This window comes from Niastella yeongjuensis (assembly GCF_900110245.1).
Classification (GTDB): domain Bacteria; phylum Bacteroidota; class Bacteroidia; order Chitinophagales; family Chitinophagaceae; genus Niastella; species Niastella yeongjuensis.
In genome coordinates this window covers 334,545-351,592 of sequence record NZ_FOCZ01000008.1, presented here as the reverse complement: position 1 = coordinate 351,592, position 17,048 = coordinate 334,545, and the positions used below count along the sequence as shown (strand labels likewise).

Below are 17,048 nucleotides of genomic sequence, written 5' to 3'. Positions count from 1 at the left end.
ATTGCTGGCAGGTTGCCCTCCGGCAGAGCCTGCTTCCCCTTGAGACTGATAGTTAAAGTTAAAAAGTTCTTTCAAGTCGTTAGTATCACAGAAAGGTAAACACACAAAGTATAGAGACTGCTTCCCTCTGCCTGCAATTGAGACATATTGCTTTGCAATAGTCTGCAGCTTTATATTAATTACTTTAAGGATTGATAAAAAACTGCAGCGGCCACCGGCCGACTGCTAATAGGAGATTGACCGGCTGTGATAAACTACTTGTAAAAAATTAAAATATGTAGTAAACAATCAAAAATATCAGCCTTCTATGTGGCATTTTTCAGCTGCTGGAATGCAGCGAAACCCTTTACATAGGAGGGCAGAGGGCAAAAGGCAGAGGGCAGAGACCGTTTCTCATTTAATGTTTCGCGATTCGGTTCTTAAATAATAAGGTAATAATTGAAGTTAAATACAGTATATAATGAATCAAACAGTAGCAATAGTAACCGGAGGTGGTTCTGGTATTGGTCTGGCCATTACAGAGAAATTTGTGCAGCACAACATCACTACAGTCATTGTAGGCCGTGACCCTGAAAAACTGCACCAGGCCAAACAAAAACTGGGTTCCCTTTGTGTGCCCATTGTGGCCGACCTGAGCGACCTGGAAGCTATTCCCTCATTGGTAAAACAGGTAATAACGCAGTTTGGACATATCGATATCCTGGTGAACAACGCCGGTATCAATATGAAGAAAGACTTTATAGAAGTGACCAATGAAGATTTTCTAAAAGTTATACAAACCAATTTAGTAGCCGTATTCGCATTGACCCGTGAGGTGGTAAAGGCCATGTTGCCCAATAAAAAAGGCAGCATCATCAACATCAGCTCCATGGCGGCACAATATGGCATTCCCAAAGTAATTGCCTACTCGGCTTCTAAAACAGCTATTGAAGGCATGACACGGGCCATGGCAACGGAACTATCGCCCCAGGGTATTCGCATCAATTGCATTGCACCCGGTTTTATTGCCACCGATATGACGTCGAAAGCATTTAATGCCGATGCGGAACGTAAAAACAAAGCGATGGGCCGTACTCCCATGGGTGTTATGGGTACCCCCGGCGATATTGGCGATGCGGCATTGTTCCTCGCTACCGAATCATCGCGCTACATCACCGGTGTGGTATTACCCGTTGACGGTGGTAACTCAATTGGTTTTTAAGTTATTGCTAACAGATCATATACAACCGTGTTACAGCCAACGACTGTAACACGGTTTACAAACGCCTGCCCAGCCCCTTACGCCATCATATGAAAAAGATCCTCCTGATATTGCTTGCCTGGATGCAAACCCTTTGCCTGTTTGCACAGGATGCCATCATTACCAAAAATGAAACCGGCGCTTTTCCCATCGTGGCCGGTAAAAAGGCAACTGGTATTTATGTAAGTACCACCGATCACTGGCTGGTGCAAAAGGCTGCCGCCCTGCTGCAAACCGATATAGAAAAAGTGACCGGCACAAAACCCGATACCTCGCAAGCCCTTCCCCCATCGGCTAAAAACATTATCATAATCGGTTCGCTCGATCAGTCACCACTCATCCACCAGCTGGTTCAAACCAAAAAATTACAGGTAAACGCTATAAAAGGCAAATGGGAGGCATTTCAGCTGCAGGTTGTCAGCAAACCCTGGCCGGGAATTGATAACGCCCTGGTGATTGCAGGCAGCGATAAAAGGGGTACAGCTTATGGCGTTTTTGAATTGTCGAAACAACTGGGGGTATCACCCTGGTACTGGTGGGCCGATGTACCAGTGAAAACCAACCCGGAATTATGGTATAAAAGCGCTATCAGAAATCAACAGTCGCCCGGGGTAACATACCGCGGTATTTTCCTGAATGACGAAGCACCGGCCCTGTCTGGCTGGAGCAAAGCCACCTTTGGCGGCTTCAATCATTTGTTTTATGAGAAAGTGTTTGAACTGTTGCTTCGCCTTAAAGCCAATTACCTGTGGCCGGCGATGTGGGGCAATGCCTTTTACGACGATGACACCCTGAACCCGGTACTGGCCGATCAATACGGTATTGTAATTGGCACCAGCCACCACGAACCTATGCTGCGTGCACATGATGAATGGCGGCGATATGGTACCGGTAAATGGAATTACGACAGCAATGAAGTACAATTAAAAAAATTCTGGGAACAGGGCATTCGCCGCAATCGTAATTATGAAAGCATTGTTTCGGTAGGGATGCGGGGCGATGGCGATATGCCCATGAGCCAGCAAAGCAATATCGCCCTGCTCGAACGAATTGTGGCCGATCAGCGTAAGATCATTGCCAACGTAACCGGCAAAAACGCCTCCGCTACGCCGCAAATGTGGGCGCTGTATAAAGAAGTGCAGGACTATTACGACAAAGGCATGCGGGTACCCGATGACATCACCCTGTTATTATGTGATGACAACTGGGGCAATATTCGCAAACTGCCTAAATGGAATGCACCCAAACGCACTGGCGGGTATGGCATTTATTATCACTTCGATTATGTAGGTGGTCCACGCAATTACAAGTGGATCAACACCAACACCCTTGCCCGTACCTGGGAACAAATGCACCTCGCCTATGAATATGGTGTGAACCGCATCTGGATCGTAAACGTAGGCGATCTGAAACCCATGGAGCTGCCTATCTCCTTCTTTTTGGATTATGCCTGGGCGCCTTCGCAATACACAACCGATCATATCCGTGATTACACAGCCAATTGGGCTAATCAACAATTTGACAACGGCAGGTCCGATCTCATTGGTTACCTGCTTTCAAAATACACGCAATACAACAGCCGGCGCAAACCCGAACTGTTGTCCCCCGATACGTATAGCCAGGTAAATTACCAGGAAGCGGAAAATGCGGTTAAAGAATACAATAAGCTGACCGCTATGGCCGATTCAATTGGCCGATCACTGCCTGCCCAATACCAGGACGCATATTATCAACTGGTATTATTTCCCATAAAGGCCAGCGCCAATTTAAATGCATTATATGCAGCAGCCGGTAAAAACTATTTGTATGCCAAACAGGAACGTGCGGCCACCAATGACCTGGCAGACAGCATTCGTAAATTTTACCTCACCGATTCCCTGCTTACCATTCAATACAACAAAGTAATGGCCAATGGTAAATGGGACCACATGATGGACCAAACGCATATCGGTTACACCTACTGGCAACAACCACCGGTCAATAAAATGCCGGAGGTTAAAACCATTACCCTCATGGAGAAAGCCAGTATGGGAGTTTCCATTCCCGGGACCGAAACAGTATGGCCCAATGATTCAGCTACAGCTAACCTGCCGGCCATGAATAACATAACACAAGGCTTGCAATACATAGATGTGTTTAACCGTGGCACCACACCATTTACGTATTCCATCGAAACAAACAGTTGGCTACATCTATCAGCTACCAATGGACAAATAGCAAAAGAAGAACGGATACAGTTCTTTGTGGAATGGTCGGCCGTTCCGGTAGGAAAACACCGGGTGCCCATCACCATTAATGGCCCCGACAAAAACAAAGTGACTGTTTTTGCCATCCTGGAGAAGTTACATATCCCCGGGCTCAAAAATCAAACTGCAGTAGAATGTGATGGGCATATTGCTATGGAGGCAGATCAGTATAACAACAAGATGGAAGAGAAAGACGCCCGTTGGCAGCACATTGACTTTATTGGAAGAACCGGTAATGGTATGACCATCTTCCCTACTTCCCCGCATACGGCCAGTTTAAAACCAACTTCCGCACACCTTGAATATGACCTGTTCACTACCGATTCAGGCGCTACCAAAGTAATGTTATATTGCTCCCCTACCCTGCCGTTTAACGAATCAACCGGATTACGGTATGCAGTTTCATTTGACAACCAAACGCCTCAGATCATCAATTTACATGCAGATAATTCAGAAAAGGCCTGGGCGCAATCGGTGAGTGACAATATTCGAATTAGCACCTCAACACATAACCTATTAAAAGCAGGAAGACACACATTGAAAATATGGGCAGTTGATCCCGGTATTGTGTTGCAGAAAATTGTAGTTGACTGGGGCGGCGTTAAGCAATGTTATTTAGGGCCGCCATCGTTTCAGAGGGCAGAAGGCAGAGAGCAGAAGGCAGAAACGCCGGCGCGGCAACAATAACTTAAGAACTCAGGAACTTATCAACTCAATAACTAACGAACCTTGCACATGAAAAAAACATCGCTTGTCTGTGTTGCCTTAGTCCTAAGCGCCACGCTATGCGCCCAGCAAACAAAAGGCCTGAAAGATTATTACGCCAACTACTTTCCTATTGGTGTAGCGGTTAGTTTGCGCTCTTTAAGCGGGCCTGATTCAAAATTGATCGTTCAACAATTCAACAGCATTACGCCTGAGAACGATATGAAGATGGGGCCTATTCACCCTGAGGAGAACCGGTATAACTGGGCGCGGGCCGATTCCATCGTAAACTTTGCACAACACCATGGCATGAAAGTTCGCGGTCATTGCCTGTGCTGGCACGAACAAACACCCAACTGGTTGTTTAAAGATGCGGCTGGCAAGAATGTAACCAAAGAAGTATTGCTCCAACGCCTGAAAGACCATATTACCACCGTAGTGAACCGGTACAAAGGCAAAGTATACGCCTGGGACGTAGTGAACGAAGCGGTAGCAGATGACAGCAGCCACGTCTATCGCAACTCTCTTTGGTACCAGATCTGCGGAGAGGATTTTATTGCCAAAGCATTTGAATATGCGCATGCAGCCGATCCCAATGCGATTCTATATTATAACGATTACAATACGGAACGGCCCGGAAAAACTGCACGGGTATACCAATTACTGAAGAAGTTGGTTGATGCCAAAGTACCGGTAATGGGTGTGGGGCTGCAGGCACACTGGTCAATATATGAACCAACAGAAAATGAGTTGCGCACCACCATTGAAAAGCTTTCCTCACTCGGTTTGAAAATACAGTTTACAGAACTCGACATCTCTGTTTACCCCTGGGAAAAGAACCGCCGCACCAAACGGGCCGATGACAATGATGCCTTTACTGCTGAATACGAACAACAACAACTGGAACAATACCAAAAGGTATTCCGCATTTTCAGGGAATACAAAAATGTAGTTACCGGCATTACCGTCTGGGGCATTTCTGACCGGTATACCTGGTTGGATGAATACCCGGTTCCCGGCCGTAAAAACTACCCTATGCTGTTTGATAAGAATGGGCAACCGAAGAAAGCCTTTGACGCAGTCGTATCGTTCTGATCCATTCAGTTTCTTAAGCATACGAAATAAGAGGTAGGAAATAAGAAGTAAGATGAGCTCGAATTTCGCTCTTCTTACTTCGTACCTCTTACTTCCTGCTTCCGGCTTCTGAATTGATAGAAAATCGTACCTTTTAATAAATAACCTTTTTATGAAAAGCGCGCTTTTTTACCTATTACTATTGCCTGCTATATGTATAGTAGCGGCACCTGTAAACAACATTCGCGACGAACACAAAACGCTCGCCATTGGGTCAAAAGCGCCCGATTTTAAACTGCCCGGCATCGATGGCAAAACCTATACCTTGTCGAGCTTTAAAAATGCACAGGTGCTTGTCATTGTTTTCACCTGCAATCATTGTCCAACGGCCCAGGCCTATGAAGACAGGATCATTCAACTCACCAAAGACTACAGCGCCAAAAACGTAGCAGTAGTGGCCATTATGCCCAATGACCCCAAATCGGTACGGTTAGATGAATTGGGGTATTCCGACATGAGCGATCATTTTGATGAAATGAAGGCCAGGGCCAAACAAAAACATTTCAACTTCCCTTATCTATACGATGGTGATGCCCAGGCTACCGCCAAAGCCTACGGACCTGTAGCCACTCCCCATGTATTTATATTCGACAAAACCCGTACGCTCCGGTACCAGGGCCGTATAGACAATGTAGAAAAGCCCACCAAAACACCCACGGAACTCAATACCCGCGATGCCATCGACGCCCTGTTGCAAGGCGAACCGGTTTCCGTTGAAACCACCAAGGTCTTTGGCTGCTCCATAAAATGGGCCGAGAAAACATCACTGGTAAAACAAGGCTTTGAAGAATGGGCCAAAGAACCGGTATCAGTAAATACCATCGATGAAGCCGGGTTGAAAGATTTGATCAGCAACAATTCCGACAAATTACGACTGATCAATATCTGGGCAACCTGGTGTGGTCCCTGCGTTACCGAGTTCCCGGAGTTCATTTCCATCAACCGCATGTTCAGGCGGCGCGATTTCGAGTTCATCAGCATCAGCGCCGATGACCCTGCTAAAAAAGAAAAAGTACTAAAATTCCTGCAACAACAACAGGCATCCAACACCAACTATCTGTTCTCCATAGACGACAAATACAAATTGATAGAAACCGTAGATCCCAAATGGCCGGGTGCCCTGCCCTACACCATACTGGTTGAACCCGGCGGAAAGATCGTATACGGCAAACAAGGAACGATAGATGCAGCGGAGATAAAAAAGCTAATTGTAGATAATAAGTTAATTGGCCGGTATTATTAAGTTAAACTGTCAACATGTTAACTTGTAAACCCGATCAACTTGTCAACCCTATCAACGTTCCCATTATCACAATTCTTAACTTATAACCACTTCACTCCACCACGCTTACAGTATAACTCTAATTACCAAATATCATCACATAACAATAAAGTCAAATTCGGAGTTTTGCTATTTGAGAACTTAAAAGAGAAGGTTATTTTCGTCACAACCTAATACCTTTTAAGACCAGTTCCTATGAAAGTTATACAAGCTCTTAACCTGCTTTTAATAGCAACCTGTGTTTATACCAGCACAGCTGCTCAATGTACCGGCGGTTGCCCAGTGGGCAGCTTATCCATGCCAGTCAGTTCAGCGACGCTGGCAGCTGGTTCTACCTATTGCATTACTTCCTCCACCGATTTAAGCGGCAACGCCTATACTGTTAATGGTACCCTGGTAATACAGTCAGGAACTGTCACGATAGGCAGTATAACGCTCGATAAGGCCGGAGTAATACGGGTAAAGAATACCGCCAAACTTATTATAACAGGGACCGTGACTGGTAGCAATACGACACCTGTATCTGCCATCGACAACCTTTCCGTATGCGGTGGCGGCATACTGGATATTATAGGTTCAGTTTCACAGGGCAACATAAATATAGCCGTTTATGATATGGGGGCCATGAAGATCAAAGGTGCCTGGACGTCAGGTACAACCGGCACTTCGGTGAAGATCGGCAAGGGATCAGTAATTGAACTATGCGCTTCTTTCAACTTTTCCAAAGATGGTTTCTTTACAGAAACCAGCACCGACCCCTCTTACCTCGTAGTACATGGGGGTATGATGCAAAGTAATTTCGGTGGTGGGTGGCTGTCATCAAAGCAAGGTAATTCCAAAATTTATATGACGACGGAAGCTCAGATAGCCTTTGTATCGCATCCTCTAGACCATACCTGTTCTCCCTGTATGGATTATCACCTGGCGCCTATCGGTACCAACTCCAGCTGTGGTTCCGCAGCCTATGCGTTGTACAACACGGTACTGTCCTCCCCTCCTGACAAGCCGGTTATGCGCCCTGATGACGAAAACACGGATAAGGTGGCCATCTATCCTAACCCGGTTAAAAAATACCTGTACCTGCAATTACCAAAGAAACATACGTATACCAGCCTAGCCATATTTACGCAGGCCGGACAACTGGTACATAAAGCCACGGTAAAAGCCGGCAGCACCCCAACACGGTACGATCTCCCTGCACAACTACCAACAGGTATCTACTTTGTTCAATTGACCGGAAACGACTCTTCACTCACGTTGCGTGTAGCAAAAGATTAATAAAATAAGAAGACCTGTCAGGCTTTAGCCAACAGGTCTTATCTTATTGAGATGGCGCATTACTAATAATTTCTACCGGTACGCTGCCGGCTACTACGGCTCGAGAACATATCTTTTCCGAAATTCTTGAAGTTATACATAAAGCTAACCAGGAAGAACCGTTGCAATACGCGGGTATAGGTATCTTCCACATACAACTCATTCACCGTACGGTTGATGCTTTTATTCTGATTTAACAGGTCAAAACCGCTGATGCGCAATTCCCCGTTCTGTTTTTTAAACAACAGGCAGGAAACATAAGCATTCCACATGGGAATAGCCTGGTTAAAGCCCTGTGCCCGCCCTGTATTTACATAATAATCAAAATCGTTGTTGAACATTATTCTTTTGAAGATCGTATAAGTAACATCTATTGAATAATGCTGATCGAAATATTTATAGTCCGTGGCACCCTGCGTTGTGTAATTCGCATTGTTATAATTAAAGTTGGCATTGGCCTGCAGGTCTAATTTATCCTGGATAAAATAATTGAATGAAATGCGCTGGCCCAATGTGCTGGTATAGTTGAAACGAACGGTATCCAGGATCTTGCTCACATCGCGGCCATAGCGCGCAGACGAAGTAAGGTTCAGGTTCACGGGGCTGCGGCGGCCGGTAGTTACTTTTTTAAGCGGGATACCCACCGTTCCGGAGAAATTAAAACTCTGGGAACCGTTCAGGTTATCGGGCCGTGTTAACAAGATCCCTTCCGCTTCTTTACTGGTGGTGTTTACGATCTTGTTGTTAACGACGTTGGCCCCTGCATTCATATTGAAATATAAAAAGTTGGTCAGGTTGAACGTGCTGTAAGTAAGATTGAAGGTATGGGTAAACTCCTGTTTCAGGTTAGGGTTACCGGTGCGAATGTTCAACCGGTTGCTTTCATCGCGCACGTTCTGTAACTGACTTACGCTTGGGGCACGCGTGCTACCCCGATAATTAAACCGCAGGTTCTTACGGGGCGCCGGGTTGAAATTAAAAGAGGCGTTCGGGAAGAAGTTGGTGTAACTCTGCCGCATGGTAAATGAACTATCCTTACCGGCAGCAGTAATCCGGCTGGTGTAGTTTTGCATGGTGGCAAAATTCACGGCACCGCCAAACTGATAATCGAACTTCTGTTTTTTTACCCGGAAATTGGTCCCCAGCCTGTTTGCTGTAAACAGGTTCTCAAAATAGTTGGTTTGGGCTGTATCAACCAGGTCGAACAATGCATTGGTAGTATCATAATTAAATACATTGCGATCGCTGTTGCTTTTATTGATCGTATACGCATAGTTCAACTCCCATACGATACTTGAATCGATCATTTCAGTTACCGACGAACTAATGGTGTTATTAAAAGAACGGGTAGTTTGATCGTTGATCTGCTGGCGGTTGTCGAAACGGTATTCCGTTTTGGTTGAATCAAAGAAATGATAAGGCGAGAAATTAAATCCATTGCCATTGCTGTTGTTCACCGCCGTGTTCCAACCCATTGTAAAGGTGCGGCCTGGCTTATGAAAACGGTGACGGAACAACAGGTCATTGGTAAAGCTTTCCCCATCGCGGGTATTGGAGCTATGGGTTGATCCATCGATAGCTTTATAATCCAGCCTGGCATTGACAGCCCGGGTAGTGGAGGTAGAACTATCATCAGAGGTGCCTTTTTGATAATTGAGCGAGGGTGTTACCAGCACTGAGTTCATACTGTCAATAGTATATTCCAGTCTAAAATTCAACCGGTGATTGATATTGATATCGCTGCTGTTGCTTTTTGAACTTACATAGGAAGAGGAGTCTCCGCCAAACATATTCTGCCGGTAGTTCTCGCTGTAGTTGCCGTTGTTGGTTTTTGCCACAAAATAGCTGCCGCTGAAATTTAATTTGCGTCCCCATTCATCACGGAAATTGATACCTGCACTCCATGATTTGGTATTTCCATTAGCAGCAGCAGGTGCATTACCACCGCCACCACCACGGCCGCCACCTCCGCCCTTTCGTCCACCACTCATCCCGCCCATGGAACTAACCAGGTCGTTATTGGTGAATCCTAATTTGTTGATGTTATTGGCTCCGCCAAGAATGGAGATCTGACGCGAGTTATTGAATGTACTGAAAGAACCGCTGCCTTCATACCGGCCTTCGGTACCCGCAGAAGCGCTGGTGCGGCCGAAAACACCTTTCTTTTTATCTTTCTTCAGTTTTATATTGATGGTGCGTTTGCGGCTGCCATCATCAATTTTCGTGAACTTGGCCTGTTCACTCATATCATCAAATACCTGTACGGCTTCCACCATATCCGACGACAGGTTCTTGGTAGCCAGCTTGGGATCGTTCAGGAAGAACTCTTTCCCATCTACATATACTTTAGTGATCTCTTCGCCCTGTGAAGTAATATTACCATCCTTATCAACTTCAACACCCGGTAATTTCTTCAACAGGTCTTCTACCGTTGCGTTGGGTTTTGTTTTAAAAGCGCTGGCTTTGAATTCTATGGTATCTTTCTTGATCTGTATGGGAGGCGCCGTCACCACAACTGCTCCCATCAACAAGGAGGTATCCAGTTGCATGAATACAGTATCAAGGTCCATCACAAATTGTGACTGGGTAATATTCAGGTGTTTGGTATAAGGCGCATAACCAGTGAAGGTAATGCCTAATACAAAGTTTCCTTTCACCAGGTTTTTTATCTCAAATAAACCCGTTTTGTCGGCCACTGCAAAACCAATGGCAGCTGAGTCAACCGGGTTAATAATCGTCACCGTTGCATCGGGTAATGGCAGCCGGTTTTGGCCATCAACGATCTTACCGCTTATTTTATTTTGAGCAGTAACAAATTGTGCCGTAAAAATGAATAGAATAAATAGGGTAAAAATCCGCATGCACCTCAAGACGGAGGTTCATCTTAAAAAGTGGCACGACATTAAAAAAATATTAGAACCTAACGTGTCAGCGTTACACTCATTAGTCCTATAACCACATCATTGGCAATGGTATGCAGGCTTACAGACTGCAGTTCTTTATTGGGATCAAGCCGCATATCGAGTATAGTAGCTGCACCACCATCGATGGCCATGTTTGAAAATCCTTTAAGTGAAGTATATTCCTGAGCCGTAGTATATAGTTTTCCTGTTTTTAATTGCAACCGGAGCGGACGGGCCGCACTAGTCGTAAAACCAACACCATCAATGAAATAATCCTGTTCAATGGGCCACCAGTTTTGTGGGTTCACCAGGGCCAGCGTATCGGTTGTTCCATCTTTATAATGTACCCGTAATTCACCATTTACCAGCCTGGTTTGCATGGGATTGGTTGAACCGGCCATTAAATAATAGGCATGACTCGCATTACCGGCTAATGGCACCACCACCGAATCAGGATAATTATCCCATTTTGAAGTGAACGCAATATTCTTTGCCAGCGTATCGGCTGGTGTTGCCAGCGGAATATGTTGCTGCAACATGATCTCATTGTTAACAGCGGCCTTACGTAAACCCGCATCGTCAATTACCGGTTGCACCAACGGATAACACCAGTTACCTATTCCCTGTGTTGGTAATTGTAAAGTGGGCGCCTGTGGCCTTGGTGACAAATACGACTGTCTGAAAATATTCGTTACCTTATCGTTATAATACTTAGTAAGATCTACTTTTTCGAACCGGCTGGCAGCATTGGCGGTTACCTGCCAGTTTAATATGGTAGTATCTACTCGGTTACCTTCCCATTCAACCTGAACGCGGTTGCTGCCTGGCACCAGCGAAGCCGCTAATACTTCAATCACATCGGTGGTTGCATGCGCAGGCAATTGTCGTGTTTGTTCAAATGAATTCACTTTTATTTTAGCAGCAACAGCAGCTCCATTGTTTCTTATATAGAAATGGAGATCAGCGTCATCACCTTCCCTGTTCGCAATAATTTCAAGGGGTTGTTTTACTTCAAAGCAAAGCGGGAACCACCAAACCATTTCTCCCTGCCGTAATTGTATAAAAGCAGTTTTATTTCCTGCCGCACTCTGTACAGTTGCCTGCACCTGGTTGCTGGTTAACATGATGTTCTGCAGGATCTGCTGCGGATCAAAAATGGACTGGATAAAACCTGCTGGTGTAGCCGCTGTTAATTGTGAGCCCATGGCATACACACTGTCATACTTCATGGGTTGAAGCGGTGTACCGGCCCATTTAATAACGATCGTATATTGTTTGGCTTTACCCGTTGTTATTTCTACAACAGGTTCGCCCACGGCATCAGTAACGCCATGCCAGCGCACCGGTTGATTGTTCACCGTGATAGATTCAATCGCATCTTTCCAGGCCCGTACCCGTAATTGCAGGTTCATGGCATGGGGGTATGCCGGTTTCAGGATATATTGATCCGTATTGGCTGTTCTTTTAAAATCAAGGGCGATATCCGGTGTTTGCAAAGCGGCGGAATTCCAGGCAGCAGGCCAGCCTGGTTTTATGGCCAGGGTATCTTTCAATGCATCGGGTGTAATACCAAACAATCCTTCCACCAGCGACCGGCCGGCCATCCCAATGGGATCGGCAAAATCGCGGTATAATTCTCCACGGATGGCATCGTAATACGACAACTGCTCAAACCCGCCGGGGCTCGATGAAAGGTACATACTTTCAACCAGGGCGCTTTTCCATAACCGGTAGGCCTCTTCTGAGCGGTTACCCTGCCAGTAGGCCAATGCAGTATGCAGGTTCTCGGCCAGTACCACATTGTTCAGCGACCAGTCATATGGCTGCCAGTTGGTGGTGGTCAATACATAGTTGGTGGTATCACGTAATCCTTTTGCCCGCACCGGAATGTGTGGAATGGATTTGTCTACATATCGCAAAGCCTGAAAAGCTTTAAACCCGTCAGGCAGCTTTTCATCGATGGCATGATAGATGGTCCACAAGCCGGCTGCCGGGTGTAACAATCTATCGCCCAGTGCATCTTTATATTCTGCATACCAGCCCAGCTCAGGCAGCCACAGCTGGTTGTTTACGGCATCAAATATTTTGTTGGCCTCGTTTTGATACGGTGTGGGATCCTCCCCTACAATAGGTGCCAGTTGCGCCGCTACAGTGTTGGCGCGGTAGTTATAAGCCGATGAATGCGTAACGCCGCCGCCACTGTATTGCAGGGCGTCGCTTGCCCAAATGCAGCAATAAGCATCATACAGGCCATCGTTATCAGCATCGAAATTTCTTTTCTCCCACGCTAAATGCCGTTGCAGCAATGGCCATTGCTGTTTTATATAGGCAGTATCGCCCGTATAGTAAAAATGTGTTAACAACTGATCTACAAACACCAGGTTCATATCGTAGTGGTGCGGACGAAAATCGCCATTGGGATTGCGGCAGATGTAGCCGCTGCTGAACATGGATGTGCCCATCTTCTCCAGCTGACGCGCCAGGTGCAAAGCCGTATCAAATACTACCGGACCGGTTGCAGGTGTGGTTACCTGTGACAAGGCATAGCTGCTGAAATGTGTTCTTGCCCTGTCGTGCCAGCCAAGTGCATCCGCCACATAGGCGCCGCGCCAGGCTGGTAACCGCATCCGCCAGGCAACTGCGCCATGCATATACGTAGGCGATTCCCAGATGCCATCAGCGGCCACACTCAATGCGCCCCCCAGTGTATTGATCCAGGGATCGGGTGTAACTACTTTAACGCGACCAGCCAGTTTTTTACGGGCAGCTTCTGCTTCATTATAAGTTTGTACCAGCTTGTTGTAGGAAACCTGTATTGTATCGGCAGGTTGTATCAAAAAATACTGCGCGCCATTCACCACCGGCATTTTGCCCGCAATGGCCGGCGTAGCCGAGGCATTGCTTTGATATAATGTCAACGGGTCCTGTTGCCGGGTAGCGTCTATTACTTTAATGATAGAAGTGGGCGGAACAATAGCCGAGAGCTGCTTTAGCTTTTTATTGATCTCACCAGGCAATTCGTTCTTGGGCTTGTATTGTATTTCATACCGCTCATCTTCAGTCAACACCCGGCCGGTGCCGTATAAGAGATGAAAGCTGTTTTTTGAAATGGTATAGGTATTGTCTTTACAATAATCCGGTTGCAGGTAGAAGGATGACTCCGGATCAGCACCGATATCACCATCACGGGAGAACTTTTTTCCGGAAGCACCGCCAAACACCCAGCACAGGGCTACCTTGTTACTGACATTTACAAACTGGGTCTTTATGATCATCCCTTCCGTATCGGCCAGCGCCAGTACGGTGATTTGCAGGGAGCCATTTCCCAACAGCGGGTCTTTCACCTCGTACATCATAGAGCCGGGGCGATAGATGGCCTTAATTGATTTCGCTGCTGTTATCCAGGTACTTTTATTGCCTGCGATCAGGCCCAGTTTAAAATTGCCGCCCATACCCGGCATGTATAAAGCAAACTCCGGCAAATCTCCGGTCTCAATTCTAAAACCCGTATTGGTGCCATATAAGGCGCGGTTAAAACGCATTTTCCCATTCACCGTTACAAAGTCTGTTCCTTCAGCCTGGTAGTGTAAAATCCGTTCTCCAGCTGATTGTATGCCCTTTACTGCAGCCGGTACCGGTGCTTTGCTTTTGGCCAATTGCGCCTCTACAGAAGTAATAGTAGCCAGAAATGCAATAAAGTATAATGACTTGTAGAACATGCTTGGGTATACTGGTGGGTGAATGCTATTAAAAGACAATTGGTGTCATAAGAAAGCTGCAAGAAGGGCAAAGGGCAGAGGGCAAAAGGCAGAGATGAAAACTTCCCGGCCTTTATCAACTTTGTCAACCCTTTTCAACCTTCTCAACTGGTTAACACGTCAACTGGTCAACTCGTCAACTCGTCAACTCGTCAACTCGTCAACTCGTCAACTGGTTAACTCGTCAACTAAAACATCTGCCTCAACCCCTCCCACTTCACCTTCCACGTGCCGTCCTGGGGAAAGCCGGGGTTATTGGTTTTGTTATTATCATAACCGGCGCACATCATGGCAACAGCGCTTAACAACCCACCATTACCGGGCAGGTAGATCGTCAAACGATCGTCCTGGTAATTATGTCCGTTAAGCAGGAAGGTGTTTGTTTTTACCGGCATAAACAACGCATCCAGGGCTTTGTCGGGCATGTGCAGGCGGGTAGCCGTCATGGCCATCAATGGAAAATCCCAGCCCCAGGTAGTTTCCCATTTCCATACTTTCAATATGAGGTTGTAGGTATTCTTCATTACCGTTGTATCGAGGCGGTCACACGCAGGCAGCGTGCTATAGGCGCCTAATACTGCCGGGTGATCGGTAATATAGCGTTCATTGGTATAACAATCGGGCGTGCTTTCTGTAGCCAGGTATACCCCGTTTGCCTGCGGCCATTTCGAAAGGTTCTTTACAATGTTATCCCATTTCTTTTCCCGCGGCATGCCCAGGCGTTCGCGCCACTGTTGCGCTGTGGTCAATGCCCATTGCCAATAGGCCAGTTCATACGTTGGGTTATAGGTACGAACCGCATCAAAACATTCCTGTGCAGGGATCAGTCCTTTGCCGAGGTTGTATCTTCTATTTACCGAATCCCAGGTGGGGAACGAAGCCATAAAAGTGGCGGTGCCAAATACCAGGTCTTTATATTTCTGTAAGATCTTTTTATCTTTTTTAGCGCGATACGCCAGTTCCGCCATATAGATCAAATGCGGTTGCTGCCAGATGAGAAAAGCGCCCACGGAAGAAGGTGCTTCCTTACCATCATGATCAGTCATTTTTTGCCAGCGCAACCCTTCAAAGCCCTGACGTTTGGCAATCTCTTTAGCGCCATTGGCCACCTTGAAATACCAGTCCAGACTTTTCTCCATTAATTCAGGGCGACCCCATAATGCATAATGTACGGCATGCCACCAGTGCATTTCGAGGTGTGGTTTGCCATACCAGCTGTTGTAGGTAAGACCGGTTTCCTGCGGTGGAAAATCGGAGGCACATTGTATTCTGGTAAGATATTGCGATAATACAATTCTTCTTTCCAGTTCCTTTGCCCGCTCATTGGTACTGCCGGAAAAGTCGATTGCGCCACCGCTTGTCCAGAATGTTTTCCAGGCAGCGGCAGAGTTGGCTGCGGTTGCCACAAAATCAGGGGCAGCCTTATGGGGTTTATTTTTCGAGAAATAAAACGAAGCCCTGAATACGCTGTCGGCAGTTGGCATGGGCTGTACAATAATGTCATGTTTACGGCGCATGGTTACGTTTGCCGGTTCCATAAACCCGTATTGCACGTAATAGTTGGTAGTATCCAGGATGCGGTGAATGAGGCCATCGTTTAATACAGTCTGGTGTTTGGTGCTATCGCCATCAAAAGTACCGGCATCTTTAAAATCCCCGTTTGGATAGGGGAAGTGCAGTTTGATGGCAATGCGTTTTTCCTTCAACAGCTTAGAGGTTATATATACACCTATGCCATCCTGTTGCTGATGCGCATACGTTACCACCTTCACCCATTCTCCATCTATTGTAAAACGGCTTTCTATACAACCACCCCACAGGTCAAGCACCTGACCTACGTTTTTGATATCTTCAATAGTAGCCAGCTGACCATCTTTTTTTGTGATCTCCAGCCCTATATTACCTAATTGTAAACGATGTGGATTTATGCGGAAGTAATCTACTGCTTTGCGGCTGCGCTCGGGTTCTTTTACCTGAACGCAATAGGTGATCTTTTTTCCGTTCAGGTCGTATTCTTTCAACGTTTCTTCGCGCTTGTAATTTTCTGTATTGGGGAAGCTGTGCCAGCCCCACTCCGATTGTGTTCCCAGCGGAACACCTTTTTCATAATAGGCGGGAAAACTTTGTAAGCCGGTAACATCTACAGTAAAGGCAAAATTTCCATTTCCTACAGACAGGGACGACAGCGGATCGGCTTTATCTACATGCGGGTTATTTCTTGTTACCAGGTCAAACCGGTTGATGGCCTGCTGTGCCTTGCTGCTATATATAACAATACTGCCGGCTACTATTAAAATCCATTTTTTCATAATCGAGAATCGTATATTTTGTTACCGGTTACCAGTTCCCGGTTACCGGGCAAAAAAAGTCGGAAACTCCGATTACTTTTAGAGGGATCGAAATTTAGGCCTGGTAACAGGAAACCGGTAACTGGCAACCAATAACTAAATAACTTATAAACTA

The 17,048-nt window shown here is 46.2% G+C and carries 8 protein-coding genes; 5 read left to right on the top strand and 3 right to left on the bottom strand.

The window, feature by feature from the left end:
* Positions 1 to 460: 460 nt before the first annotated feature.
* The 5 genes from BMX95_RS22600 (at position 461) to BMX95_RS22580 (ending at position 7,885) form a co-directional block, all read left to right on the top strand.
* Positions 461 to 1,201: an SDR family NAD(P)-dependent oxidoreductase gene (locus BMX95_RS22600; protein WP_081197694.1), complete on the top strand. Its 741-nt coding sequence runs from the start codon at positions 461 to 463 to the stop codon at positions 1,199 to 1,201.
* 89 nt (positions 1,202 to 1,290) lie between these two features.
* Positions 1,291 to 4,173, top strand: coding sequence for a glycosyl hydrolase 115 family protein (locus BMX95_RS22595; RefSeq protein WP_081197695.1), 2,883 nt, complete (start codon positions 1,291 to 1,293; stop codon positions 4,171 to 4,173).
* Between the two features lie 48 nt (positions 4,174 to 4,221).
* The gene (locus tag BMX95_RS22590) at positions 4,222 to 5,286 is read left to right on the top strand and encodes an endo-1,4-beta-xylanase (protein ID WP_081197696.1); all 1,065 of its coding nucleotides are present in this window, start codon (positions 4,222 to 4,224) and stop codon (positions 5,284 to 5,286) included.
* A gap of 151 nt (positions 5,287 to 5,437) precedes the next feature.
* The gene (locus BMX95_RS22585; RefSeq protein WP_081197697.1) at positions 5,438 to 6,568 is read left to right on the top strand and encodes a redoxin domain-containing protein; all 1,131 of its coding nucleotides are present in this window, start codon (positions 5,438 to 5,440) and stop codon (positions 6,566 to 6,568) included.
* A gap of 234 nt (positions 6,569 to 6,802) precedes the next feature.
* Entirely contained in the window at positions 6,803 to 7,885 is a 1,083-nt protein-coding gene (locus tag BMX95_RS22580) for a T9SS type A sorting domain-containing protein (RefSeq protein WP_081197698.1), read from the top strand.
* 62 nt (positions 7,886 to 7,947) lie between these two features.
* Here the strand turns inward: BMX95_RS22580 and BMX95_RS22575 are convergent, their stop codons facing one another.
* The 3 genes from BMX95_RS22575 to BMX95_RS22565 all read right to left on the bottom strand — a co-directional run bounded on the left by BMX95_RS22575 (position 7,948) and on the right by BMX95_RS22565 (position 16,894).
* Complete coding sequence (locus BMX95_RS22575) at positions 7,948 to 10,785, bottom strand: outer membrane beta-barrel protein (protein ID WP_081197699.1); 2,838 nt, start codon at positions 10,783 to 10,785, stop codon at positions 7,948 to 7,950.
* Positions 10,786 to 10,844: 59 nt separating this feature from the next.
* Entirely contained in the window at positions 10,845 to 14,546 is a 3,702-nt protein-coding gene (locus BMX95_RS22570) for a DUF4450 domain-containing protein (protein ID WP_081197700.1), read from the bottom strand.
* A gap of 227 nt (positions 14,547 to 14,773) precedes the next feature.
* The gene (locus BMX95_RS22565) at positions 14,774 to 16,894 is read right to left on the bottom strand and encodes a hypothetical protein (protein WP_081197701.1); all 2,121 of its coding nucleotides are present in this window, start codon (positions 16,892 to 16,894) and stop codon (positions 14,774 to 14,776) included.
* Between the last annotated feature and the right edge of the window lie 154 nt (positions 16,895 to 17,048).

What these genes read in the sequence shown, in the direction of transcription:
- BMX95_RS22585 (WP_081197697.1), top strand. Translation starts at nt 5,438, where the DNA reads ATGAAAAGCGCGCTTTTTTACCTATTACTATTGCCTGCTATATGTATA.
- BMX95_RS22595 (WP_081197695.1), top strand. Translation starts at nt 1,291, where the DNA reads ATGAAAAAGATCCTCCTGATATTGCTTGCCTGGATGCAAACCCTTTGC.
- BMX95_RS22570 (WP_081197700.1), bottom strand. Translation starts at nt 14,546, where the DNA reads ATGTTCTACAAGTCATTATACTTTATTGCATTTCTGGCTACTATTACT.
- BMX95_RS22600 (WP_081197694.1), top strand. Translation starts at nt 461, where the DNA reads ATGAATCAAACAGTAGCAATAGTAACCGGAGGTGGTTCTGGTATTGGT.
- BMX95_RS22590 (WP_081197696.1), top strand. Translation starts at nt 4,222, where the DNA reads ATGAAAAAAACATCGCTTGTCTGTGTTGCCTTAGTCCTAAGCGCCACG.
- BMX95_RS22580 (WP_081197698.1), top strand. Translation starts at nt 6,803, where the DNA reads ATGAAAGTTATACAAGCTCTTAACCTGCTTTTAATAGCAACCTGTGTT.
- BMX95_RS22565 (WP_081197701.1), bottom strand. Translation starts at nt 16,894, where the DNA reads ATGAAAAAATGGATTTTAATAGTAGCCGGCAGTATTGTTATATATAGC.
- BMX95_RS22575 (WP_081197699.1), bottom strand. Translation starts at nt 10,785, where the DNA reads ATGCGGATTTTTACCCTATTTATTCTATTCATTTTTACGGCACAATTT.